The following is a 24,610-nucleotide window of genomic DNA, read 5'->3' on the forward strand; positions in this document are numbered from 1 at the left end:
TGAGCAGGTCCTCCTGTAATGGGTCTCTCTGGCGTCTGGAAGGTCATTCATAAATATACGACCTTCGGAGGAGAGACCGAATTCACCACACAATTTCTCCTCTGGCTGGGGTCAGCCGGAACAATCCTTGTAGCTCTTCAGTTCCCGTTGTCGAACCAGCGTCTTGCAGAAACACCTGCAAGCATAGTAGTTATTGGAATTTTGTTAATTAGCGGATTAGGTGTGTTATGGTATGGAATCTATTCCGCTGGTAAATACACCCTCGAAAGACGATTACGCACCCACCTCGGAACCTTGGTAGTCGCTCTCTTCATCCTAGGATTCAGCGGATTTGCGGTTTTGCTCATCCATTCCGTTTTTGCAATTCTGATACAGGCCCCTATTATCCAGTTTACTCCCCTTGAATTTGGATTGGGAGGTATGGCGATTCTTGGGACCGGCATATATCTGAGTCTTCAAAGTCTTCACCATCTTCGATCCGAATACCCGAGTCCGGAGAAAATACGAACCGTCTTCCAACAAGAGACGACACGGACACTCGATAACATCCAGACAGAAATACCTGGAATTGGTCATATTAAGCGCCGAGAAACGGCATTTGTACGGGAGCCCCTGGAATCTACAGAAAATGTGATTGTTACGGGAGATGGCGGTGTTGGCAAGAGCGGTGTCTTGGGCAGTGTTGTAGAGGACTGGGACTCAGAAACGCTGTTTCTCGATGCAAGCGTCCATTCGACGATCGAAGATAGCGCCGAATTAGCCGACCAAATCGACCTAGGCGGCGATCTGGGGCGCTCAATCAGGCAGATTAGCATAGAAGAACCGCTACTTGTCATCGTCGATCAGCTTGACGAGGTGGATAAGCCCACTGGCGAGGCCTTCCAAGAATTTCTCCTGAAAATTGCTGGACAGGATGAGGTAGCCGTTGCATTCGCGTGCCGGACATATGAGTTGGAGGAGCGAGAGGAATTCGAACAACTCGAAAGCTCCGATCTATTTTCAACGAAGCGGGAGATCGGACATTTAGATGAATCAGACGCTGAAGAGCATCTCATAGAGTTGATTGGATCGTCACCCAGTGACGAATTAATTGGCCTGGCAAGAAAAATGGAACACCTGGATATCATCGCCCAGCTAGCGGACGAAAATATTGATCTAGATGACATCGGCGGCGAAGTCTCATTGTGGGAAGGGTATCGGGAATTATTGGAGCGAGAAGAACGCCCTGACGGAACCAGTCGAGGTGACGATGTAGTTAACAGAGCTGTGCTCTATGCGACACGGGCGATTGAAAACCGCGAGGACGGAATCAATATTTTCTCAATCAACCCAGACCGAACCTGGGAAGACGACCGGCTAATAAGCAAAGATGTGATCGCTCCCGCGAGCGATCGTCCAGGCGATAGAAAATTCCGTTTTCGCCACCCCAGCTTCCTCAGGTATCTATACGCATGGGACGCAGTACAGGACAACCGAGCGATACAGGATGTGACTGCTCAAATTGATGAGCGCCTTGCAAAGGACATCTTCCGATTTATGTTTATACGATACTTGCAGGAAGGCGGAGCTGATCAAATCGGCCAAATCCCAGAAGGATCCGATGCATCCAACTTTGCGAAAGAATTCCTCGAAGAGGCACTTGACAATGAAAACGGACTGGGCGATTACACTGCTAAGAAAATCCTTGACGAAGTGAAAACCTGGGACGCGACAGCCAATGACGAGCTCACAAATATCGTCCTAGAAAAACTCGATGAACGGGAAACGCTAAAGACCTACTTCTTTGGTAATCCTCCCCACCCCTCCTGGGCCATTGCACTCCGAGAACGCGGCAAATTCGAGGACCCTCCCGATGTATTTCTCCAGTACCTCCGTAATCTCGCTCCTGAGCACCCCGATGTCGCTAGCGAAGTGCTTCCGGCAGTAGAAACAGAGGACCGCCACACCCTTGCCTTGGTCGTGCTCGTTATCCGGGAGCTTCCTGCGGAGTATGCAGTAAATCATATTGAGCTTGTTAAAGAGTCGATCACCGATGGACAGCCCGACTGGCACAGCTTCCAAACGGTGGAATTGATGAGAGAACTCGTTGAATCCGGGGAATCCGATGCTGCTATAGAACTATTACACTCACTGCTGCAGCCGAGAGACCCCGTGGAAGGCGAACCTGGTACAGCTCAACCAAAAGCAGATCTCTACAACCTCAAATCTGGACTTGAAGACGTTATCGAACCACTGGTCGAAGCAGAAGGGGAACGGACGATCGACCTTCTCGAAGCACAGTTAATCAGAGCTATCGAGATCGAGGCAGCGGTGAAAAATCGAGAGATAGACAATATCCCCGGACCCCTCCATACGAGTATCGGACACACTGATTTTGAAGAAACCAGCTACTCTAATTTCAAGAATCTGTTAACAGGGACGCTGCTAACTGCACTTCAACAATGGCTTGAAGCTGACCCCGAGGAAGAAAGCCGAGAGAGGAAGATTGAGCACTACTTGGATAGTACGACCTTCCTCAACCGAATCGGCCTGTATCTCCTAAACGAGTACAGGGAGTACTTTAGAGACCTAGTACGCCGTGAACTACTCGATGAAGACAACTATGGTGCACCCTGGATAAAGGAGGACTTCCTCCGACTCCTTCGCGACGGATACCCGGTACTTGACGACCCGGAGCAAGATAGGGTACTTGAGATCATCACCAATGTGCCTGTTCAAGAAACTTTGGAAGAAGGTGCCCGCCAGCGAAGCCAAGAGGTTAATGGATATACAGCTGAGGAACTGGCCGAAGAGTCGATAAACGGGTGGGTACGTGACCGGCTATGGGTTATCCGCGACGAACTCCCGGAGGAGGAGCGAGAAGAGCTGAATCGACTGATAGATGAGTTGGGTGAACCAGAGAATGTCCTCTCAGTCATCTCGACCAGAGGCGGGTTCGTATCCCAAGAGAGTCCGCTCTCTGCTGAAGAAATCGAACAGCGGTCACCAGAACAGATTATTGAGTACTGTATCCAGGAGCCGTTTGAAACTACGAGATGGGAGGAAACTGAATCCGGCGGACTACAGGAAGTATCTCCAGAGGGACTCGCGGAAACCGTTGCCCAGGTGATCCTTGACAGTCCATCCCGCTTCCATCAGCACATTCCACGACTTCAGGAGGCCTCTTCCATCTACACAAGAGAGCTTCTTGATGGGCTACAGGAGAAAATTGAGAACAACGAACAGACAGACATCGAGTGGACCCCCTTCCTCGAATTGTGCGATGCGGTCGTGTCCGATCCTGAGCAATGGTCTTCTCCTGCTCGCAAAAGTGTTGCTCGCCTACTGCGGGAAGCATATAGTGACGATGAACACGAATCGATCTACGATCACAACGATCGCGTTAAACAGATTTTATTCACCCTCATCAACGATCCCGATCCAGACGAAGAACGTGAACACCCACCCGAGGGCCACGCAGGCTACAATAATCCCCTCCACGTCGCACTGAATTCGGTCCGACCTATCGGAGTGGATGCACTCCTCATTTATGCAGGCAAGACAGCTAATCATACCGGGTATGAGGGGTACTCTGAGGAAGGTCAGTCCGGTTTTGATCTTGATGTCCGTGACCGCGTTCAGTCAATAATCGAAACGGCATCGCTGTCCGTGCGCTCGACGATTGGGCGTCGACTGCACCTTCTTTGGTACTTAGATCATGAGATTGTTCAGGAGAACCTATCCAACCTATTCCCCCGCAGCCAGAGCACCAGAGATAAAAACCGATTTGCTGCCACCTGGGATGCGTACGTAGCATCTCACCCACCTCACGAAGACCTCTTCCCCCGGTTTCGTGCTTGTTACCTACACGGAATCGATCTTATAGCAGCGGACGAGAACACGGCCATTAGTGGGGCGAACGATGGTCTTGCGCGACACCTGCTCACCGCCTATCTCCGTGATATGGAGGAGTTGACTGCGGAGGACAGTCTTATCGCATATCTTTACGATCAAGATATTCCGGACATAGCGAGACAGATCGCGTGGCAACTTTGGCGATGGGGAGAGGATAACGACGATATACGGGACGAGTGGAACAAGGTGAAGCAACTTTGGGAGTGGCGGCTTGGTCAGGTCGAAGACGAAGAACGGTATGCGAATGAATTTCAGTGGTTTGTTGAATGGTTGCCCTTGGTCGATGAACGAATAGCATTCGATGGGATCGTGGATTTGCTTCTGGAGACGACACCATTTATCAATCACAACCGTAGAGCCTGGGAGACACTCGAATCATATCTTGCAGAACAGGCGGCAGATTACCCAGAGGAGGCAGTTCAAATTTACACCCGGCTGATTGAACAGGAAGAGAGACCAGGCTGGATCGAGTTCAACGACACTACCGCCAAGATCTTGGAAGAAGGGATAGCGGTCGGAGGAGAAACTGAGACTCAGGCCCTGGATATCGCAGAAGATTACTTCAGCCGTGGAGATGATGCCGCAGAAGAATTTTTAGACAATCATACCTGACCTCATGAGCAAGTTCAGGAAGAACCAATAATCGCGTCCAGATCCGTTGACTGGACCTCGTTCTCGATCTCGTTCATTCCCTTAAGCCGGTAGATGTCGGACTCGGCCATCTGCTCGCGCACCTCTTCGTGCTCCTCGATGTCCTTCGATTTGCACATCACGAGACAGGTCTGGATGCCCTCCTCCGATGTCACACCGGTGATGAAGTCGTAGAACCGGGCGAGCCGGATGTAGTCGAACCGGTCCGCGGCCTCGTCGAGTAGGATCGGGAGGTCGAAGCTCTTCGCCAGCGATAGCATGATCCCGAAACTCATCACCGCCCGTTGCGACCCGGAGGGATGCGTGATCTCCTCACCGTTCAACATACACCGGAACTCACCGTCTCCCTCGTGGCTGAACTCCAGACTCTCGCCGGCGAAGATGTGATCATAGGTCGCCCGCACGTTGGTCTCAATGCTGTCCGCGAGCTGGTCGACAATCTCGGTGATATCGCTCTTCTGCTTGACTTCCCGGAACACCAGCGCACCGATCGCCGCCACGTCCTCCGTCACGCGGGCCGTCTCCAATTGCTCCACGGTCTTCTCCACATTCTCCAAGTTCTGGTCGATCCAGCTCTCCAGCGCGTCCAGCACCTCGCCGGCCTCCTGCAGCTCCTCCTGCTTCTCCTCAAGGGCGCCAACCAGCTCGTCCAGCGACTCTGCATCGATCTCCTCTGGCACCTCGATGTCACCGAACGTGGACAGTTCCTCCTCCAGGTTCTCGCGTACCGTGGATTTCGCCGCTGCCACTGCCTCCTCCATATGCGACGCTGCCGCCGCTACCGCCGCCACGCTGTCGAATGCAAGATCCACCTCATCGATATCGTCGAACTCCGAGCAGAGCTTACTGTACGTTGTATTCCACTCCTGCTTCGTGTCGTCAATCTTGTCCTCCCGGTAGTCCGCCTTCCGCTTCAGTGACTTCCTCTCCTCCTCCAACTGGTCCGGCACCGTTTCCTTGAACGCCGACAACAGCCGCTTCGCCTCGTTCTGGGCCTCAATCGCCTCCTTGATCTCGTCACGATCCCCCTCCACCTCGTCGCGGTACGCATCCAGTGACTCGGTCGACCCATCCTCCGTCTGCACAACCTGCGGCGTGCTCGCAACGTCGGTGTACGACGGCTCGTCCTGGAGCGCGTCCACCTCGCTCTCTGGCACACCGACTGCCGCCCGGTCACCCTCAACGAACAGGACGGAATCGACGCCGTCCGGCTCCGCGACCGGATCGTCCAGCGAGTCGATTAATCGGTCCAGCTCCGTCTTCCGCTCATCAAGCCGGCCCTTCGGGATCCCGTGTTCCTCCCGTATCTCCGCCGATTCCGCGATCTTCTCCTGTATCGTAGAGATCATGTCGAGGCCTTCCTTGATGTCTTCCCCGTCCTCCAGCAGGTCGAAGTCGAATTCCTCGGTGTCTAGCGGCGAAAACTCCGTGACGGTCTCAATATTCTCGGTTGACGGCAGTCCCTCCAGCTTGTCTCGCCAGCCCTGCACCGTCTTCTCCGCAGCCTCGAACTTCGGCTGATCCTCCACCCACCCCTCCAGCTTCTCCCGGTCATGCAGCGCGTCTTCTACATCCCCGATCCATCTGGTCTGGTCCTGCACCCGGTCCACCAGTTGCGAGAGTTCCTGCACCTGTTGCTGGACATCCGGAAGCTCCCGCTGCCGCTCCGACACTGTCTCTTTGAACGACCGCAACCCGTCAGCACCCTCATCGAACTGCTCCGCGGCCACCTCCTGCGACAGGTCTGACGCGTCGAAGTCGTGGTCTAGGAACGCCTCCCGCAGCTCGCCAAGCTCCGTCGACAGCTGCTCGTCCTGTTTCTCACAGACGTTCTTCATGGCCGTCAACCGCTCCTCGTACCATTCGGACCGCTGCCGCCGCTGCTCAATCTCCTGTTCGATGAGTTCGGGCACATCGATGATCTCGCCGCTGACCGCCTCCGAGAAATTCGCGATGTTCGAGGGGGCGATCAGCACATCCAGAATCTCGGGATACACCTGCTTCTCCTCGAGCTTGTCCTTGATCTTCGTCACCCCGGTCTCGTCACGGCTCCCCCAGTCCACGCGCCGCAAGGCCTTCGGTACGTGCTCCGCCGGCGGTTCCACCTCCGTGATGTACAGCGCCTCTTGGCGGTTCACGCTCGAACCGGACCGGGTGAACCGGTACTCCAGCTTGAACAGCTCCTCGCCCTGGACGAAGTAGACCGTGACACTGCCCTCGTCCAGCGGATCCACCAGCATCTCCTGCTTCGCGGGTAGCTTGTCCTCCGCGTAGTCGCTTCCACGCCGGCCACGGCCGGGCGGGTTCATGCAGTACCGGAGCGCGTTGATGATGTTCGACTTCCCCGACACGTTCTCGCCGTACAGGACGAGCGGCCGATCCTGCGGGAACACCACCTCCCCCTGCACCCCCAGCACGCCGTCGAACTCGGCGAACAGGAACCTCATTGCTTCACCTCCTCCGCCACCGCGGCCAGATGCGTCTCAAAATTGTCCGGCAACTCCTTCTCGTCGACAGCGTCCGTGTTCTCTTCCACGAACCGCCTGAGCCCGTCAACCACCTTGGGCGGATTACTGCCCGCGAAGACATCGGCGTCCTCCCCGGTCACATGCTCCACCACCTGGGTCACCGATGCCTCGTCCGTCTTAACGCCCTCGTCCTCCAGCTGCTCAACGATCACCGGCACCGCCTCCAGCACCGCATCCTGCAGGTCCTCGCCGGACACGATCGACGTCGCCGGCTCTGTCCCCTCCAACTCGGGCGGCACCTTCTCCGCCTCATCGCTCTTGATGTTCGTCACGAAGAGATCGAACTCGTCGGGCACATCTTCCAGCAGGATCGGCGAGAACCGGAGCTCCCCCCGCACCGCCGGGTACACCAGCAACTCGTCCCCATCCTCGCGGGCCGCCAGCTCCGCCAGCAACTCCTTGAACCGCGTCCGCGCCTCACCCACCGACAGGCCCGAAAGATCCAGCGTCACCTCGACCACGATCTTGGACGGCTCAAACCGGTGCACCGTCGCTTCGTCGTTATCATCTACCGACACGTAGGCGAACGGCGACTCCTGCACCTCGTGACTCGTCTCCCCGTCCGCCCACCGATACTGCTCCGTCCAGTAGCTCCCCCGCACCAGCCGAGACGGTTGTAGCGACGGCAAATTCATCACGTTCCCGAACCCGCCGGCGCCGTGTTCCAGGTGGTGCATATGCCCGTTCAGCACCATATCGAACCCCTCGGAGACCGCCGCCAGCGCGGCATCCGGCAGTGCCGAGTCAAGTCCGCCCACCGTCTCGTGCATCACCAGCACCGGATACGTCCGGTTCGCCGCCGCCTCACCGATCTCCTGGAACTCGTCGACGATCTGCTCGCGGTACCCTTCGGTCCGGTAGTGCGTGTCCAGCAGCAGGAAGTCACGGCCGCCGATTGTGATCCAGTGCCGCCCGGGCTCGTAATGGAAGGTCTCTACCGTCTGCTCCAGCCCCTCCAGCACCACCTGCTTCTCGTGGTTCCCCCGCAACGCGTACACCGGCGCGTTCAGCGACCGGAACAGCTTCCGCAGCCGCACAAGGAACTCCTCCCCCTGGTAGTGCCGGAGGTAGGTGGTGTTCGTCGTCTTGTAGTCGAACACGTCGCCGGCCAGGACGTACGCCTCCGGCCCTTCGTCCGCACAGTTCCGGACGGCGCGCTCGAAATCCACCACCGAATCGTACCAATCGAGATACGTCTGGAACAGGTGGGCGTCGCTCAGCACGAACGTGGTCATGCCCGGAGTAACCGGCCTCTAGGAATAAATAATTCCGTAGGAGACACAGAGGATCTTCCAAAAATAACTATACGAAGATCAGAACACAATTTACAAGGAAAATTTATTTTGCTTACGTTTCGCTGTCAGGAGTATGGATACCGATACTGAGGATCTCGAATCACTCCTTCTGGACGGTGTATTCGATATCCCGGAGTATCAGCGGAGTTACTCCTGGGAGAAAAGGCAGTTGGATGAATTATTGGAAGACCTGCGGTATCTTCCCGAGGACCGGAAGCACTTCTTCGGCAACATAATCCTCGATAAACGCGAGGAGCAGCACACAACCGAGAAGAACCGGCGACTAGACATTTACCGGGTGGTGGACGGACAGCAGCGGCTCACGACAGCACTGATCCTACTGGATGTCGCCAGCGAGATGGATCCGGATGTGAAGGCCCCAATAGAAGAGGCCAACCTGATCCAACTGCCCAACGACCGTCCGCGATTACTTCCACAGGACCAGGACAAGGAGTTCTTCAGAGACAGCCTCCTCGGTGATTCATCGATCTCACCAAGCACGCCCTCACAAACGCGACTCGCCAAGGCGAAGGAGCATTTCCAGACAAAGCTCGCAGAACTCGACGGAGACCTCTCCATTTCGGGCTTGGCGAACCGATTGAAGTACGATATCCAGATCAACGTTGTTAAAGTGGATGACGATTCCGAGGCGGCCTCCATCTTCGAGAGCATCAACGACCGTGGGAAGCCCCTCTCCTCGTTAGAGAAGACCAAGAGCTTCCTGATGTACATGGACGGTCGGGCAGACTCAAGCCAATCGCTACGTAATCGGATCGATGAACGGTTCGGGGAGGTCTATCGCGAGCTCTTTGTCCTGGAGCGGGGCCACGACAGAGTCGACGATTTTGACGAGGATAGTGTCCAGCAGTTCCACTGGGGGATTTACGATGGCTACGACTCTGACGAGTACTTCAACAGCCTCGAAACACTGAAATCGCGGCTTTACGAGATGTACCGGAACGGCGATTACGACGGTGTGCAGACCGTCATTGATGACTATACAGCGGGGCTCCGTGAGGCGTCCGGGGCGTTCGCGGAACTGTTCTACTACAAGAGGCGGCCAGAACCGGTAGAAGAGCGACTGAAGCGGCTTCTGGAACTCGGCCGGCTGGCCAACGTGCTGCCTGTGCTGATCGCTGCGCAGCTGGAGTACGGTGACGCGAATCCAAACCAGATGGCCGAGGTAGTCGAAAAGTGCGAGACCTTGGTCTTCCGGATGTACGCCATAGACGGTCGACGCTCAGATACGGGCCAGGGGAAGTTGGTGCGACTGGCCCACGATATGCGGAAAGACCCGGAACACGCATTCAAGGATACGATCCAACGGATAGAGAAGATCATCCGCGACTACACGGATGACGACCGGTTCGATCAGAAGCTCCGGGACCCGGACTTCTTCAACTCAGTGTCGAGTAGTGATACACGATACCTGTTCTATCACTATGGGCAGCAGCTGGAGGCGGATGACGAGGAATACGTCCAGCGAGACCTTCCCCAGATTCTTTCCACAGACTTCCAAGTGGAGCATATCCTGGCACAGGAGCTAGATGAGGAGTACATCCCGGAGAATCTAGAGGACGAGTTCGAAGATCACGTGCATCGGATCGGAAACCTCACCACTGCCGGCCGGTACTGGAACAGCACGTACGGGGCCCTGCCGTTCCACAAAAAGAAAACTGTCCCAGATTCGGAAGACAGTGACCGCGAGAAAGCGTACGAGAAATCGAACCTGAAGGTCCAGCACGTCCTCGCCGATTACGACCAGTTTGACCGCGACACGATAGATGATCGAACGGACGACATGGTCACGTTTGCGCTTGAGGAATGGTCGCTGGATACCGAGCCCGGCGGCGTGAGCATCGAGGACGTCCCCGACATGGAGGAACTGAGAGAACAATTGGACGTAGACGAGGACGAGGTGTCTGCTCTGGAGCTGTTCGTGTTGCGCGGCGTCATGAAGAACCCGGGAGTCGCCCTACGGAGCGTCCAGTCAACGGTCGCCTCACTGGAAGACTCGCCGATCGAGGATACCGACGGCTGGAGTGATGAACGCACAGACGTGCAAAGCGCGCTCCACTCCCTCCGAAGCGAGGACTTGGTCTATCTGAACCAGCGGTCCTGGTATCCTAACTTCGAGTAGAGCGCTGCTCCTCGACAAGGGATTTTTATGTAAAATATGACAATATGTATGCATGTTCGACTGGTTCCGGGATAAGCCGGATCGGTCAGACTCTCTCTCTCTACGATCGGGCCATAGAACGCGATATTGAGCGAGCAGAGCAAAGTCCGTTCGTCGACATTCCATTCGCCGATCACACGGACCAGCGTCCTGATCCACCCGAAATCAATGGCCGAGTTCCAGACGAGATTCGGCGAAACAACCTCACGAACAACCTCACCGCTGTTGAGCGAGAGACGCATCCGAACTCGAAGCGGTCTCGGAGGCAGAATGCCGCCCTCCGTGAGGGTGCCCTGGACATAGGAATAGACTTCGAGATGGAACCGGTCGACGAAGACGATTTCCGGTAACTCATTATCTCGTTCTGTGAGAGAGCTGTAGAAGCCGCAAAGTAGCACTTCCTACATGTAAGAAGCTCTGTCTCCTGCAGTATAACTAATGAGTGGAGCTCTTCAATTCGATCTACCGGAGAACAGCGTCAGCAGGCTCTTAGATCAGTTTGAACTGGTTTCGCACCGATTCCTCCGGTTTTACTGATAAATATTGGACCCGTGCCCAAGGTTGTGGCTGCGCGCGCAGCGACCGGAGGGAGCGAGCACGGAGCGGTGGGCGGGGCGGCGGGGCTTGGGCCGGTCCGGCACTCACCAGAAAAAGAAGAGGCATCGGCCCCTACTCTTCCCACCAGCGGCGGTCGCGCTCCGGGAAGACGATCATACTGTCGTAGGTGACTGCGAGGGAGCACCGACCTTGGTACCAGTTCTTTTTGAGATGCCGCATCCGCACCCGCTCACCTTCCTGAACGAAGGCGGGCTTGCTGGCCTTCCACGACGTCCACTTGATTTTGGCCGTGTCATCGGCTATCAAGCCGACCTGGGCTATGGCTGGATCGGAGGGAGCCCACAGCTCGATCACGGTTCCCTCGATGCTCACCTCGTCGGTCGGCACGTCCGGGACGTCCTCGATCGGGCAGATGGCTCCGGGGGCCGCCTTCAGTTCGTCCATCGTCGCGAACACCGCTTCGGTGATGTCCTGCCCCCGTGCGACCCGCCTCGCGAGCACCCGGGAGACGGCGGCCCGACTGTGGTCCGTCCGAAGCCGCTGTGCGATCCGGTCTGCTTCTTGGTTCACCTCCGCCAGCTCCATCCGGGAGAGGCGTTCACGCGGATCCGTCCGGTCCGGGGTACGTTCCTCCCGCTTGCGCTGCCGCCGTTCGGTGACGACCTCGCGAGTTCGCTTCGCCCGCCCCTCTTGGGTACCGAGTTCCGCCTGGGCGCTGATGTGGTCCAGTTCGGCCTCCCGGGCGCGTATCTTCTCTTCCTGCGCGAGGGGCAGGTGCGAGAAGTCCTGGACAATGCCGTCTGGGTGGTTAGAATCCACCTTCGCCTGCTTCTCCTGCTGGACCGTCGCCCGGAACTCCGGCTTGTCGTCGACGACCTTGAAGCCGTCCTCGTCGACGCCGGCGTCCTCGGTTCGTTCGAATCCCTGTTCATCGACCGAAACTTCATTACTCGAAAGCTGCTTACCTGACATTGGAGTTCACCAACTCCGAAGGCGCTCACGCGCCGCCACCGCGATGTCCTAGCATCGCGGTTTTTCCGACGATATCGACGTCCGATAGCACCGACTGCGCGCTCTCGCTCGCGCCTTCGCGAGCGCCCTACCGGGCGCGAGCGAGAGCGCGCCCGAGTGCGGCGACCCCAACCAGCACCGCGCGCCGACCCGCCCGGAGCGAGCGGCCAGCGGAGAAAGCGTGGGGGGTGAGCAGCGACGCCGCGCAACCCCCCGCGCTTTCCCGCTGGCGTCGAGGGCACATTCACTTTAGCCCGGCAGTCCGCCCGCTACTGCAGGCAGACCGCCCGGAATGGTCGGTCGCGAGCGACGCGGAGGGCGGCAGCGGCGAGCGGGGCGGGCCGTGGCGTACACACTGTCCAGCCGGCCATATCGCTCGGCTGGCCATCCACCGTCCTGGCGGACTCAGAAAGGGCGAGGCCGCCTCGGTCGTCCCCCGACCCCGCAAGCACCGCAGGGACGAGGAGCGCAGCGGCGGTCGCGGGATGCCGAGCGGCCGAGGGCTTTCAAGAGTCGTCTCCGTCGACGCATCCGATCACGCTTTAGGTTCACTGACCCGGTCAGCTTGTCGCAAAGGACGTCGACTCCCTCTCCCTCGAGGTTCTCCACGTGGACTGCTCCGCCGACTCGACGCGATGATCAGCCAGATCCCGTGTCCAGTACGTGGCCGCCCCGTCAGGACAGCAATCCGCACAGAATTGGAGCGGCCCCTCGAGATGACCGAGTTCCACGCGGAATCGGGTGAGCGCCGCGAGCGCGTCGACGACGAGCCCGCAGTCGTCACACGCGTAGTGGTCGCGTTGCTCAGGGTCCGGGGTTACCTGCGTTGCACAGTCGACACAGATCGGGTGACTCACCCGTTCGTCCTTCCCCCAGGTGTACGCGGTGCCGGTGTCCGTGCCGGGCGGCGCCGCACAGAACGCGCACCCGACGAGCGTTTGTTGGGTCACGACTCCGTCTCGCCGGCGTCCGCGGCTGCCGTCCAGCCCTTGTGGAAGACGCCGAGCTGCCACAGCGATTCGAACGCCGCGCCGCTGGGCTCGTGTACGAGGACTCGCTCGTCGACGACGGGAGTGACCGTCCCGGCATCGAGCAGGTCTCGGACGAGATCTTGTGCTGCCTCATCATCGAGATCCGCTGTCGACGGCCGGCGCGCATCTCGATCCTGCGCGAGAAGTTCCCGCTCGAAGCGTTCGTGATCGTCTGCCGTATCGTCGTGGATATTTGGCTCAGACATATGCATCCGGGGGCAAGTAACGACCTGCCCCGCACCCATCCTGGGACGCGACAAACAGCTCTCTCGAGCCCTCTTGGGAGCCTTCGCCCTGACGACTGCTCGACCCTCCACGCCCCACGCCATCGTCCGGGTGGCAGCTCTCAACCGTGGCCCGCGGCCTGGCACCTCGGCCCTGTTGGCCGCGAACGCAACTTTGGCCGGCCATCCCCACCACATATCGGTTGATTTTCCTGCTGTCTAGTAGCCGAATTCGGCCCCAAATCGCAAGACAGCGATACCTGACACCAGATTTTGGGAGCTGTCCGGGGACTCACTCGTTAGTGAGTCTGGTGTCTAGTGCTGCCGTCCTTCGATTTGCGGACTCAGAACGATCCCTATCATATCTGGTGTCTAGAACAAGTCAGGGCTGGTGTCAGCCGGTCCAGTCGGGCGATTGGAGAGGAAGCGTCTATTGGTCAAACGAAACGAACTGTTTCGCCCTGTCCAGAGCGGACTGGTTCTCGTCCCGATCTTCTTGCTTCGGCTCTTGCTCGAACTCACGTTCTTCGAGAGCAGTTTCCAGCCGATTGCGTTCGGAGCGTACGGTAGCGAGTTCTGATCGGAGCTGGTTGACCTCCGTTTCAAGTTCCTTGATTCGCTCCGATTTCTCCTTCAGTTCGGACTCGAGACGCTCGACCTTCGCTGTCAACAGCCGGTTCTTTTCGTGTAGGTGTGCTCGGTCCAAGTCACCAGGTCGCTCGTCGCTCGGGAGAGCATCAGGTGCCGACTCCGACTGGTCGTCAGCTGTGTCCTCCTCGGGCGTGACTTGCTCTCGCCCGTGGTTCAGGCCCGCGTCTTCGATGGCTTCCAGTGTCTCGTTGTAGGTTTCGTACCCTGGGAACCCCTCGTAGGTTCCATCCTCTCCCTCGCGATCGACGAATGCGTCCTCGGGACAGACTTCAAGCGCGACAGCCGCTTTCCGAACGGCCCAGAAGGGCATCTGGTCGTAGGTTCCGCCGTCGACGCGGTCTGACCCGGCCTCCGGGACCCACACTGGAATGTCGTAGCCGGCGTTCCGCAGTTCGTCGACGGCCGCCCAGTAGTCGTCCCCGTCGAGGTCCGCATCGGCGTCGGAGATAATCCCCGTCGCGAGCGCCATCAGCTTCGCTGGCCCGCCGCCGGCGTTCACCTTTGAATCGCCGAAGGTGTTGGCCTGTTCGCCGACGAAACAGGACTGCCCGCTTTCACTGTGCCGCCAGCTCGGGTCGAACTGCGGCCGCGGCTGGTTTGGATCCGTATCATAGGCATCGCTCGCGTAGTGGCGGGCGATCTCGGTGATATCGATGTTCTCCACGGCTTCGTAGACATCTTCTTTGAACGGCGTAATTGGCCGCCCTTCGAGGGTGCCGTCGAGTTCTGCCAGCCGCTCCTCACGTCGCTGGAGCGCCGCCTCACGCTGGCGCTGTCGCTCCCGTTCGCGCTCGCGCTCCGCTTCGACCCAGGCCTCCAGCGTTGCCCGCCACCCATCGTGGTCCTCGTAGAGATCCGGCCAGAGTGTCGCGACCAGCGAGTCGACGCAGTCCGTGTGCTCGACCCGTGTGAGGTCGTCGGCCCAGCTGACTGCCTGCTCGATGAGAGTATCGTCGACGGTCTCGAACGGACGGAGCTCGTAGCGGACGTCGTCGGTCGCGATGGGTGTGACCACGGCATCGTGGTCGGCGTGTACCGACAGCGGCGGCTTGTACTGCCGGTTCTTGTTATTCACCCAGTCGGGCTGGATGACATCGCCGGCGCCATCAACGCGTTCGTTCACACGGGTCTGTGCCTTCTGGAGCCACGCATTCGAGCGGTCGAGGAACTCATCGAACACTCGTTCGAGCGCATCCGGATCGTCGCTGAAGTGATCCGCAATCGGGAGTGTGGCCTCAGGGGTTCCGAAGACGTACGCGCCCCCAACAGAGTCCAGCGCATACACCGCGTCCCGCGTGCCATAGAGCGTCGCATACTCCTCGAGGTAGGCGTCGAGCGTTCGCTCGACGAGGGCACGGGTCTCGGCATCGAGGTCGCCACGCTGCGGCTTGATGTCGTCGGCGAGGTCGATATCGCCCCAGGCGGGAACTGCCCGGAGGTCGGAATACCCGGGGGTCGGGGGCTCATCCTGCCAGATGGTCGTCCCCTCAGACTCGTCGTAGCGACAGGGTTCCCACCGCTGGAAGGCCGACGATGTCTTGTAGGTAGTGACAGCATAGAGCGTCCGTTCCAGGCGGTCGTGAATCTCGTCGTAGTCACGATCGAGACGGGCAACCCGCCCGCGCTGGGGGTATCCGGCCTTGATCGCCTCGACGTCGTCGTGGTCGCGTTTGATGTACCACCCGACGAAGTCGTTCAGCCCGATAGTCGGGTAGTCACTGACGGTCGCCAGCGCCTCGTAGACGGGTTTGGCGCGACGGTAGTGCTCACTGATGGCTGCTTCGGAGAGCGTCATCTGGTGTGCCCCTGCACCTCCTGAGCGGGGGCGAAACGACTACGCACTGGCATCGCTCGATTCCTCCTGGTCGCCGGCGTCGGCCAGCTCGATTCCGACGTAACAGCGCCGCGTCTGGCCGTCCAACCACTTCTTGTCACGCTCGAACTGAGCGTGGTCACGAAGCGTCCGTGTGAATCGGTTTTTCGGCTTCACCTCGTACTCCCCTGCCTCAGCATACTGCTCGTACGCATCGTAGACCTCAGCGACCGCGACGACCCCGTCGTCGGATTCGGTGAGACGGTCCCTGACGAATGCCCGAATCCCGTACGGGTCCGCCTCATCGTCTTCTTGTGCGTCGGAATCGGTCGAGTCACTCGGGGGCTCCCCTGCCGGATGGAGCGTCCCGTCTTGGATCGCGTCCACGAGTGGCGGAACGCCGGTAGCCGTCTCCGTGTCTGGCGTGTGGATGTCGAGCGTCTGGTCGTCCCCGATAGTCGCAATCGCATACGAGCGCTCCGTATAGTCCGGAACAGGCAGGTCGGTACTGGGCACGAACGGCCGCTTGACGGGCACCCAGTCCGATTCGAACGCCTCACGTGACTCGTAGGACTCGGGCAGTTCCCCCGGCCTGAAGACGGTGTAGGTCTCGCTCTCGGCGTCGTAGCTGTACGTCGCCGGGAACTGGTCTTTCGACACGGCGTCGAAGGAGTTGATCCGGGCGTGCTGGCCTCCAACACTATCTTCGAGGACGAACGCACCGTCCCGCTCGAACCAGCGGGTGTGGCGACTACCACCGGTGGCCGGTCGGACAGCTGTCACCCCATCCGCGGCTCGCGCACCGCCGTTGAATGTGACGTTGTGGTTCATTGTATACAGCCGCGTCTCCCCGGAGGAGAGCTGATTTCGCGGCTCATCGAGAATTTTCGCAAGCCGGTCGGCGATCTCGGCGGCTGGTTGATCGTCGTGGTCTGCGACGACGAACAGCGGAATTCGCTCCTGTTCCTGGGCTTTTCGGAGGTTCGAGAGGACCTTCGCCGGACGGACGTGCGTGGTGGTTTCGACTTCGACTTGGAGCTCCCGGTCGAGGTCCGAATGCGTCGCGATGGCGTCAGGGCGGGACTCCCCGTTTTGATCGAGGACCTCCACGGAGAACCCCGCAGTTGCGAGGGACTGCTCGACCGTTTCAAGGACTGCATCGTGGTGGTCGCCCCCGCCGGTCGGTGACGTCGACGTGTCGGGCGTGGCTGCCTGCTCACCCCCGTCTGTGAGCCGACACTGCACCGACGATCCCCCGTCCGGGAGATCGACCTCGATAAGCGAGGATGCCTCCCGCACTTCCGGCAGCGTCTCGTAGCCCTGCGCCTCGATGGTGCCTTCCTTGATGCGCGAGAGCAGTTCCTCGTCGACGTCCTCGACGGACACCCAGCCGTTCGTCTCGCGGACATCGTTCGACAGCTGGACGGCACGGATCGCCCGAGCCATCGCGACCTCCAACGGCAGGTCGTCGGCGTTCTCCAGAGCGACGTCAGTCGCCGCGTCACGGCTCTCCACGGTCGTCCCGCCGGCAACTCCGTACTCCTCGCGGGTATGCTCGTGGACGGCCTCCAGGGCCTCATGGAACCGCTCTTCCTGCGTCCCGGTCAGAGGCTGCTCGCTATCGGGATGCCCGGGCGGAATCGGGAGTGGTTCGATACTGAACGGGTCGGGACCGGTTTCGCCGAATTCCGGACTCGGGAGCTGGGCGATCCACTCGCCACGCGGGAGCGAACTGATCCGATTCTTGAACTCGACGGGATCCATCGCCTCGTGAGAGAGTGCCTCGGCGATGTCGGCATCGACGGCGATCTTCCCGACGAGCGGACTGCCGATGTTGTTCAGGACGTTCAGGTAGACCTCGCGGTTACCAGCCTCCTTCATCTGCTCGGGGAACTGCGTCACGAGTTCGATGGATAGCCGGAACTCCCGCCCCTTTTCGAGCAGCGTCGTCAGCGTGTCCGAGACGACGACCGATGACGCTTCGTCGATGAGCAGGTTCGCCACGTAATCGTCCGGCTTGCGGGCCAGCTCGTCGCCGTCGCGACGCTTGACAGCGTCATAGAGTTGCGTCAGGATGATGCCGGTCATCACGCGAGCGGCCTCGTCGCGGAGATCGCCCAGATCGAAGATGACCACCTTGTCTTCGTCAAGGAGGTCGCGGAAGTCGAACTGCGACTCGGTGTTGTTGAAGATTCGACGGAGGTGAGCGTCCTGCGTGATGTAATCCATCCGGTTGCTGATGCCGCTCACGACGTTCGAGAACGTCGCCGGGTTCGAGCGCAGGTGTCGCTCTAATTTCTCGGCCACCTGCGGGTCGCTCGCCCGTGGCGCGTCTTCCGGCGTCGGGTCTGGGGGGCCGGCGGCGTGGAACTGCGTGACTGCGTGTTCGAGCTGGTCGTGCGTGAAGTAGTCCACGTCCTGCCGGAAGTGCCCGTTTTCGAGGCCGTACTCCTCGTCGTACATCGCCTTGATGAGGTACTTGATGAGCGTCGGCGAGGCGATGGCGTCCTCGTAGCGCTCCGGCCCCATCACGAGTTTGATGAGCTCCTCGTAGTGATCGGCCTTGTCCTGGATCGCGTCGACGCGACGGACCCCATCCTCCAGCGCCGGCGTGATGTCGAAGAACGCGAACCCGGGCAGGATATCGGGCACCGAGAAGTGGAGGACGTTCTCCTCGAGGTCGTCGGTGCCGAAGCGCTTCGCGTGAGCCCGCATATAGTTCTCGGGGAGGTTCCCGCCCTTGGAGTCGATCAAGAACACGGGGCCAGTGGTCTGGTCGTACAGGGAGAGCGCGTCGTTGATCAGCGCGACTGATTTGCCAGCGCCGCTCTTCGCGAACCGGCCGACGTGGAACGGGAGGAGATGCAGCGGAATCCGCATCGGCTCCGGCGTCGGCGTGCCGTCCTCCCCGAGACCGCGGCCGATCGCCATTCCGGAGTTCGTGAACGCATCCATGTGGTCCTGCGCGGGGAGCGGTAGGGGCGTCCGGCTCTCGGGTTCGGCGTCGGACCCCCGCCCACCCTCTGTGGTGAGTTCGGTCGCCGGCGGGACGACCACGAAGTTCGCCAACTCACCCGGCCCGAGGACGAGATCGGGGCGGGTCTTCCGCCAGTCGCTTTTGATCGTCAGGCCGGCGTTGAAGACGCGGTCGGCGTGTTTCTTAGCCCGACGACCCTTTCGGAGCCCGCGGCGGACGCGCTTCGGTTGGAGCCGATAGTGGGCCCCGTTCAGGTGGTCGAACACGGACCCGATATCGTCGAGGCGGTGGTCGACGCGCTCGCGCTGTCGGTCGGTGGCCACGAGCGAGAGCGCCCGCATATTCACCGTGAACGTGTGCTGTGGCTCTTTCTCGTCGATGGCCTCGACGCGCTCCCGACCGCCGATGTCGAGGTATCGGCGCTGGCGGCCGGTATTCGAGGGGCTCTGTGGTTCGTTCTCGGTGTTTCCGAGGAGCTCGCCGAGGAACCAGTCGATGATCCGATCCTCGCCTTCGCGGAGTTTCCGCTGGCGTTCCCGTGCCTCGTGCGTCCAGTCCGGCTTCCGCTGGAAGAGCACCTGAAACGCGATCGGGTGTTCGGCGCGGGTCAGCTGGTCGATGAGTGATGCGAGTGGAGCTCGAGCGTGGTCATCGTCTTCGCCTTCGGTTTCCGTGAACTGCGGCAGTGTCGTCATCCAGTCTTCGCGTCGGGCCGCCTTTCCACACCAGGTGATTCCCAGCGGTGTTGTCTCCTCGACGCTCGGGGGCCTGTGATCCGGTTGCTGCCGGACCTCGGGCTCGGAATCGGACGGTGGGCTCGTCCTCAGATCGTCACTCGACTCGGTCCCGAACAATAACTCAGCGTCGTCGTCTCCTGATGTGGTATTCTCAGAAACCACGCTCCCACCGTCACCGACTGGTTCCTGGCTCGCGGCGTCGAAGAACGGCGCAGGATCCGCATCGGGGTGTGGGTCATCGCGGGTTTCCTCAGACGTCTCAGTATTCGTCTCACGGCGGTCATCGCCCCCGGAGCCGCTGCCGTGAGCCGGCTCTGCTGTCGACGGGAGCAGCTTCGCTTCCAGGTCAAGGGTAACCCGCTCGAACGTCACAGTCGGCGGATACAGCGTCCGAAGGCGCTCCTCGAAGGCATCCATCCGCCGGTCGGCGCTGTAGTAGAACTCGACCGGTTCGTCCGCGCCCTCGCTCACTGCGAGGAATTCGAACACCGGCGGCGGATTGCCGAAGGGCCCGATACCGTTGAGAAGCCCATCGTTGCCGGCATCAAGGCCGTGGAGGCCGGCGAGCTGGCGAACCACAGTCTCCGGTGCGAGATCACTCCGGGACGGCGTGATTCGGATGTACTCCTCACCGCTGTTCGCAGCCGTGGGGTCTGACGGATGCTGCTCAGTCATCCTCCTGTGAGGCAGTGCTGGTTGGGTCACCGCCGTCGGCCCGAGCGCCGGCGGGGCGACTGTCCGGGCTCGTTACGCTCGCACTCGACTCGGGCTCGAGCTCGGCCACGTCAGCAGCGCCGCCGTCGATGACGTGCGCCTCGTAGTCGCTGGCTCGAATCCGGAGCGGGAACCAGCCTTCCTGGTCGATGCCGACGAGCGCCTCCGAGTAGCCGTCCTCGTCTTCCCCCGCCTTCGCGGAGGTGACCCAGTTCACCTGCCGCTCGCTGAGATCGAACCACTTGGCGATCTTCTCTTTCTCCTCGTTGACGCGGTGGAGGACAGTCAGCGAACAGAGGTTCGCGATGGTGCGTGCCTCCGGCGTCAGCGCGAATTCACCCCCCGTTTGCGTGATGAATTCGAGGCTCAGATCGAAGTGGCGGCTGTGCCGGACAGCCGTCTCCAAGAAGTCCAGCGAGACGGCGTCGTTCATCAGGTAGTGCGCCTCGTCGATGCAGAAGACGACGCGCTTGTCCGTCTGCTTGACCCGCTCGTACACGCTGTTGAACAGCACCTGCATCATCAGGCTGGTCTCCGCTCGGCCACGGGTGCCCTCCTCCTGGTGGAGATCGAGGTAGATGACCTTCGAATCGAGGTCGAACTCGGAGGGGCGAGCAAGGTTCTCGAGTTCTCCGCCCTCGCGGAACGACGGCCGGAGGTCCTTGAGTAGCGACTGGGCATCGGACTGGACGGCTTCCTGCTCGCCCTCGGTGACATACCCGTACTCCTCGGGGTCTTCGACCATCTCCTCGAGGACCGTGATGACGTCGCGGATGGTGGGCGAGTCCCGGGTGTGCGTCTCCGGGTCGCGGGTGATACCCCGCTTCTCGTAGGCTTCCTGGACGGCCCGCCGGAGCGTCTGGTTGCGCTCGCCGAGCGGGTGGTCCGCGACGTGCTCGAAGAACGTCGCGAAGAAAGTCATCACCCAGTTGATCTGCTCGCCCCACGGGTCGATGTCGTCGACCTCCTGTAGGACGTGGTCGGGTGTCGGCTTGATCTCCAATGGGTTCAGCCCTCGCCGGCCACCGACCGTGATGCGCTCGCCATCGAGCGCCTCGTTGACGCCGGCGAACCCCCGCATCGGGTCGAGCATAATGACGACCGTATCCTCGTCGAACATCGCCCGCCGCACCAACCGAAGCTTCGTCGCGAAGGATTTGCCCGCGCCGAGTCTACCGATAACCATCATACAGTAGCCGGTTTGGCGCTTGAAGCGGTCGAGGATGAGCGGGCTCGAATTCAGCGCGTACGTCCCGTACTCGATACCAGGTTCTGCAAACGCACCGGAAACGAAGGGGAACATCGCGCCGACTGCCCCACCGAGCATCGGCGTCTTGCTGTCGAGCGTCTCGTTGAACTGATCGAGAGCGATGGGGCTCGCCGACGTGAAGGTCTTCAGCTGTGACCACCGTGGCGTCACCGGCGTCAGATTCGCGGGGGCCTGTCGGGCTGTCGTCGACACCGACTCGGCGTCGATGTTCTCGCGGTCGTCGCCCCGGACCGTGAGATACATCGAGACGTCGAACGCCTGCATGGTCGTGTTCCGGAGGACGTCGTACATCTCCTGATGGTCCTCGAGGTCTTTCTCGACGCCCCGGGCGCTTGCACGGTGTTTCTCGGTCAGGTACTCGTAGTCGGCTTCGAGGTCCTCGATCTTGTTCTCCAGCGAATCCAGCGTCTCTCGCGTGTCGCGAGGGTCGATGTGGATGCTGACATCCGTCTGCTGGGTCTCGGCGGCTGCGTACAGCTTTTCGAGGAAGCCGTCCATCGGCGCATCGGGGTACTCGCCGACCCACAGGCTCTGTGCCCACTGGGTGTCGGTCCTGAGAGCGCTGGGTGTTCGCTCGATACTCGACGGCGAGACGACGGTCTGGTGGATCTCGGGGATACCGTCGACCGCCTCACCGTCGGCCTCGTAGTCCACGGTGAGCTGTGGCTCGCCATCATCCGCCCCATCTCCGTCGGGGGTCTCGTCTGCGGTCGCCTCGTCGTCAGTTTCCGAACTATCCGAGCCGGTGAAGGGCAGCAGGTTTCCAATCATGGTTTGTTGATGACGGGGGACGTGCGGAGCACCTGTTCGGGGTCGCCGTACTCGATTTCCGTACCGCTCCAGTATTCCGCGATAAGGCGGGTGAGTTCGGCCGCATCGACGGGGCGCGTGTCACACCCCTCGATGCCACGCAGGCCGCGCTCGACCCGCCGGCGCCGCTCGTCCAGTTCCTCGAGCATCGCGGCTCGCTCCTCTTCCTCCGGTGGCGCCGTGATAATCTGGACGAGGACGCCCAGCACGGGAATCCCAGCGAGCTTTTCGAGGAGGCTGGCCCGTTCGTACCGGACCTCCTCGGGCCGTACCGGGATCAGGACGTAGTGATCGCGAATGGTCATCTGGCGCTGCGCCAGCTCCCGGTCGTACCAGTCGACGTAGTGCTCGATGAGCGCCTGGAGTTTCTCGTTCGATTTGACGTCCGGGTCACTCAACCGGTCTTCGTACCGCCCGACGTACTCGTCGGCGGGGAACGACTGTGTCGTCGAATAGATCTGGATCGGGAACTCGACGGTCGTATTGACGAAGTCCTGGAAGGCCTCTGCCTTCTGCGCCCACTCCTCGTCGGTCGCGAGCGCCATCGTCGGCGGCGACACCTGTACCGCGCCGACGAGGGCCCTATCCGTCCGCTCGATGGCGTCGTGTCGCGGGTAGACGCGCTCGACGTGGGTGTACTCCTTCGCTTCCTCGTGGGCAATCTCCGTCTCGCTGCGGTGGAAGTTCACGAACAGACCGAGCCAGTCGAGACTGTTGGTGTAGCCGGGCGTGAGGTAGACGAACAGCCCACCGAAGGCGATCGCAATTGCTGCGAGTGGGATCGTGAGGGCGGACACCGGAATGCCACGAACGGTGAGTGACGGTGGGATAACGACCTGCGTCACTAGGACGACCAGGACACCGGGAAGGCCCGCGACCGCAAGGTCCGTCAGGGAGTACTTCCCGAGGAACTGGGTGTCGGTACCGAGCGACTTCGGAATTCGTTTCGCGGGGTCAGTTGCGGAGCTCATGGGTTACTGGATGTATCGGGGCGGGTCGTCTCTCGACTCGCGATTCCGGTTCCGCGGCTGCGGGTCGCGGAGAGCCTCGTCCCGCTCGAACTCTCCGCTCCCGTCGTTGCCACCACCATCCCCGCCAGAGCCGGTACTGGCGGTCGAGCCACCACCGCTGCCACCGGAGCCGCCTTGCCCGCCGTCTCCGCCGCCGTCCGTAATCGCCTCGCGAAGACGGGAGCCGGTCGTGTTGAGGCGCTGGCCGGTCGCGTGCGCTCTGGAGTCACCGGAGTTCAGGACGTACTGCCCACCGCTCTTGACCGCCGGCTCGTCGCGCACTCCCCGGACGAAGTTCTTTCCGCCCTGTTTCGCCGACTGGAGCCGTTCCCGGCCTCTCGACAGCCGCCCACGAGCCTTCTGCGCCGAGACGTGCCGAGCAGCCCGATCGGCGATGAAGAACAGAGCCCCCGCCTGCCAAAAGAGGATGAAAGGCGACGCCACGGCAACCAGCGGGATGATGAGCGCCGTCAGCCATGCTCCGAACTCGCCGGCGGAAGGGCCGATGCTGGTCCCAAGGATATCGCCAAGTCGGAACAGAAGAGCGACTGGAACCGTCATAAACAGGAACGGCACGTAGAACCCCGCGAGCTTCTTCATGAACTTCGAAGCCAAGGCGAAGGGACCGACTCCCGGAATCCAGAAGACGATGAGCAACGGCATCAGGAAGACGAACAGGTAGAGCGCGAGGTGACGAGCCAAATAGATCAGACCGATGAGAACGAACAGGATGAAGTTCGTCGACAGGGCGACGACTGTGCCGAGGACTCCCATCGTCGAGAACGACAGGGTCTGGAAGAGGGTAATATCGGAGACGGAGGGCACAAGGAACCCCGCCAAAGCGTCCATAAACCGGAGCGAGAGTGCTGCGATCCACCACCACGACAGGATGCCGAGCAGCCCCGAGAAGGCGCGTTTCTTCAGCTTCGAACGATGGTAGCCGTTGAACAGGTGGCTCGTCGACTCGAGGAAAATCACAATTCCAATAGAGAGTCCATACAGCGTGAGGGTCAGCGGGATCATCGTCTCCCAATAGAAGTCGTAGATTCGAGGCCAGGCACCGTTCGAGGGAGCACTGAAGACAGAATCGGGATGTGGGGTTCCCACGACAGTTCGCAGAACAGCATCGCCGTGATTCTCGATAACCGTCCGAATAGGGCTGAACAGAATCCGGAGTAGTTCCTGAATCGCCCCGATGATGATATCACCGAGGGCACCACCGTCGCCGCCTCCGTCGCTTTGTGCAGCCACTGGAGC

The 24,610-nt window shown here is 60.3% G+C and carries 12 protein-coding genes; 2 read left to right on the forward strand and 10 right to left on the reverse strand.

Annotated features, from left to right (window positions below; all coding sequences use genetic code 11):
- The first annotated feature begins 18 nt into the window (after positions 1–18).
- Complete coding sequence (locus tag DVK00_RS21855) at positions 19–4,506, forward strand: hypothetical protein (protein WP_199722494.1); 4,488 nt, start codon at positions 19–21, stop codon at positions 4,504–4,506.
- A 14-nt stretch (positions 4,507–4,520) separates the two neighbouring features.
- Here the strand turns inward: DVK00_RS21855 and DVK00_RS18960 are convergent, their stop codons facing one another.
- The gene (locus DVK00_RS18960; RefSeq protein ID WP_121578289.1) at positions 4,521–6,992 is read right to left on the reverse strand and encodes a hypothetical protein; all 2,472 of its coding nucleotides are present in this window, start codon (positions 6,990–6,992) and stop codon (positions 4,521–4,523) included.
- Complete coding sequence (locus DVK00_RS18965) at positions 6,989–8,308, reverse strand: metallophosphoesterase (protein ID WP_121578290.1); 1,320 nt, start codon at positions 8,306–8,308, stop codon at positions 6,989–6,991. The genes DVK00_RS18960 and DVK00_RS18965 overlap by 4 nt, the downstream gene beginning before the upstream one ends.
- Before the next feature lie 133 nt (positions 8,309–8,441).
- On the opposite strand from DVK00_RS18965, the gene DVK00_RS18970 reads away from it, so the two are divergent.
- On the forward strand, positions 8,442–10,508 hold the full coding sequence (locus DVK00_RS18970) for a DUF262 domain-containing protein (protein ID WP_121578291.1): 2,067 nt from the start codon (positions 8,442–8,444) through the stop codon (positions 10,506–10,508).
- A gap of 708 nt (positions 10,509–11,216) precedes the next feature.
- Here the strand turns inward: DVK00_RS18970 and DVK00_RS18980 are convergent.
- The 8 genes from DVK00_RS18980 to DVK00_RS19015 form a co-directional block, all read right to left on the reverse strand.
- Positions 11,217–12,077, reverse strand: a complete 861-nt coding sequence (locus DVK00_RS18980) for a DNA-binding protein (protein ID WP_121578293.1) — start codon at positions 12,075–12,077, stop codon at positions 11,217–11,219.
- A gap of 599 nt (positions 12,078–12,676) precedes the next feature.
- Positions 12,677–13,066 carry a hypothetical protein gene (locus DVK00_RS18985; RefSeq protein WP_121578294.1) on the reverse strand — a complete coding sequence of 130 codons (390 nt, stop codon included), beginning with the start codon at positions 13,064–13,066 and terminating at the stop codon, positions 12,677–12,679.
- Positions 13,063–13,353 (reverse strand): hypothetical protein, encoded by a 291-nt coding sequence (locus DVK00_RS18990; RefSeq protein ID WP_121578295.1) that lies wholly within the window; start codon positions 13,351–13,353, stop codon positions 13,063–13,065. Before DVK00_RS18990 ends, DVK00_RS18985 begins: the two co-directional genes overlap by 4 nt.
- 448 nt (positions 13,354–13,801) lie before the next feature.
- Positions 13,802–15,817, reverse strand: a complete 2,016-nt coding sequence (locus DVK00_RS18995; RefSeq protein WP_121578296.1) for a hypothetical protein — start codon at positions 15,815–15,817, stop codon at positions 13,802–13,804.
- A 39-nt stretch (positions 15,818–15,856) separates the two neighbouring features.
- On the reverse strand, positions 15,857–20,224 hold the full coding sequence (locus tag DVK00_RS19000; protein WP_121578297.1) for a primase-like DNA-binding domain-containing protein: 4,368 nt from the start codon (positions 20,222–20,224) through the stop codon (positions 15,857–15,859).
- On the reverse strand, positions 20,217–22,304 hold the full coding sequence (locus DVK00_RS19005) for a VirB4 family type IV secretion system protein (RefSeq protein WP_121578298.1): 2,088 nt from the start codon (positions 22,302–22,304) through the stop codon (positions 20,217–20,219). Before DVK00_RS19005 ends, DVK00_RS19000 begins: the two co-directional genes overlap by 8 nt.
- A complete protein-coding gene (locus DVK00_RS19010; protein ID WP_121578299.1) occupies positions 22,301–23,314 on the reverse strand; it encodes a hypothetical protein in 1,014 nt (337 codons plus the stop codon). The genes DVK00_RS19005 and DVK00_RS19010 overlap by 4 nt, the downstream gene beginning before the upstream one ends.
- Before the next feature lie 3 nt (positions 23,315–23,317).
- Positions 23,318–24,604: a hypothetical protein gene (locus DVK00_RS19015; protein WP_199722495.1), complete on the reverse strand. Its 1,287-nt coding sequence runs from the start codon at positions 24,602–24,604 to the stop codon at positions 23,318–23,320.
- Between the last annotated feature and the right edge of the window lie 6 nt (positions 24,605–24,610).

This window comes from Haloarcula sp. Atlit-47R, assembly GCF_003665985.1.
Taxonomy (GTDB): Archaea; Halobacteriota; Halobacteria; order Halobacteriales; family Haloarculaceae; genus Haloarcula; species Haloarcula taiwanensis.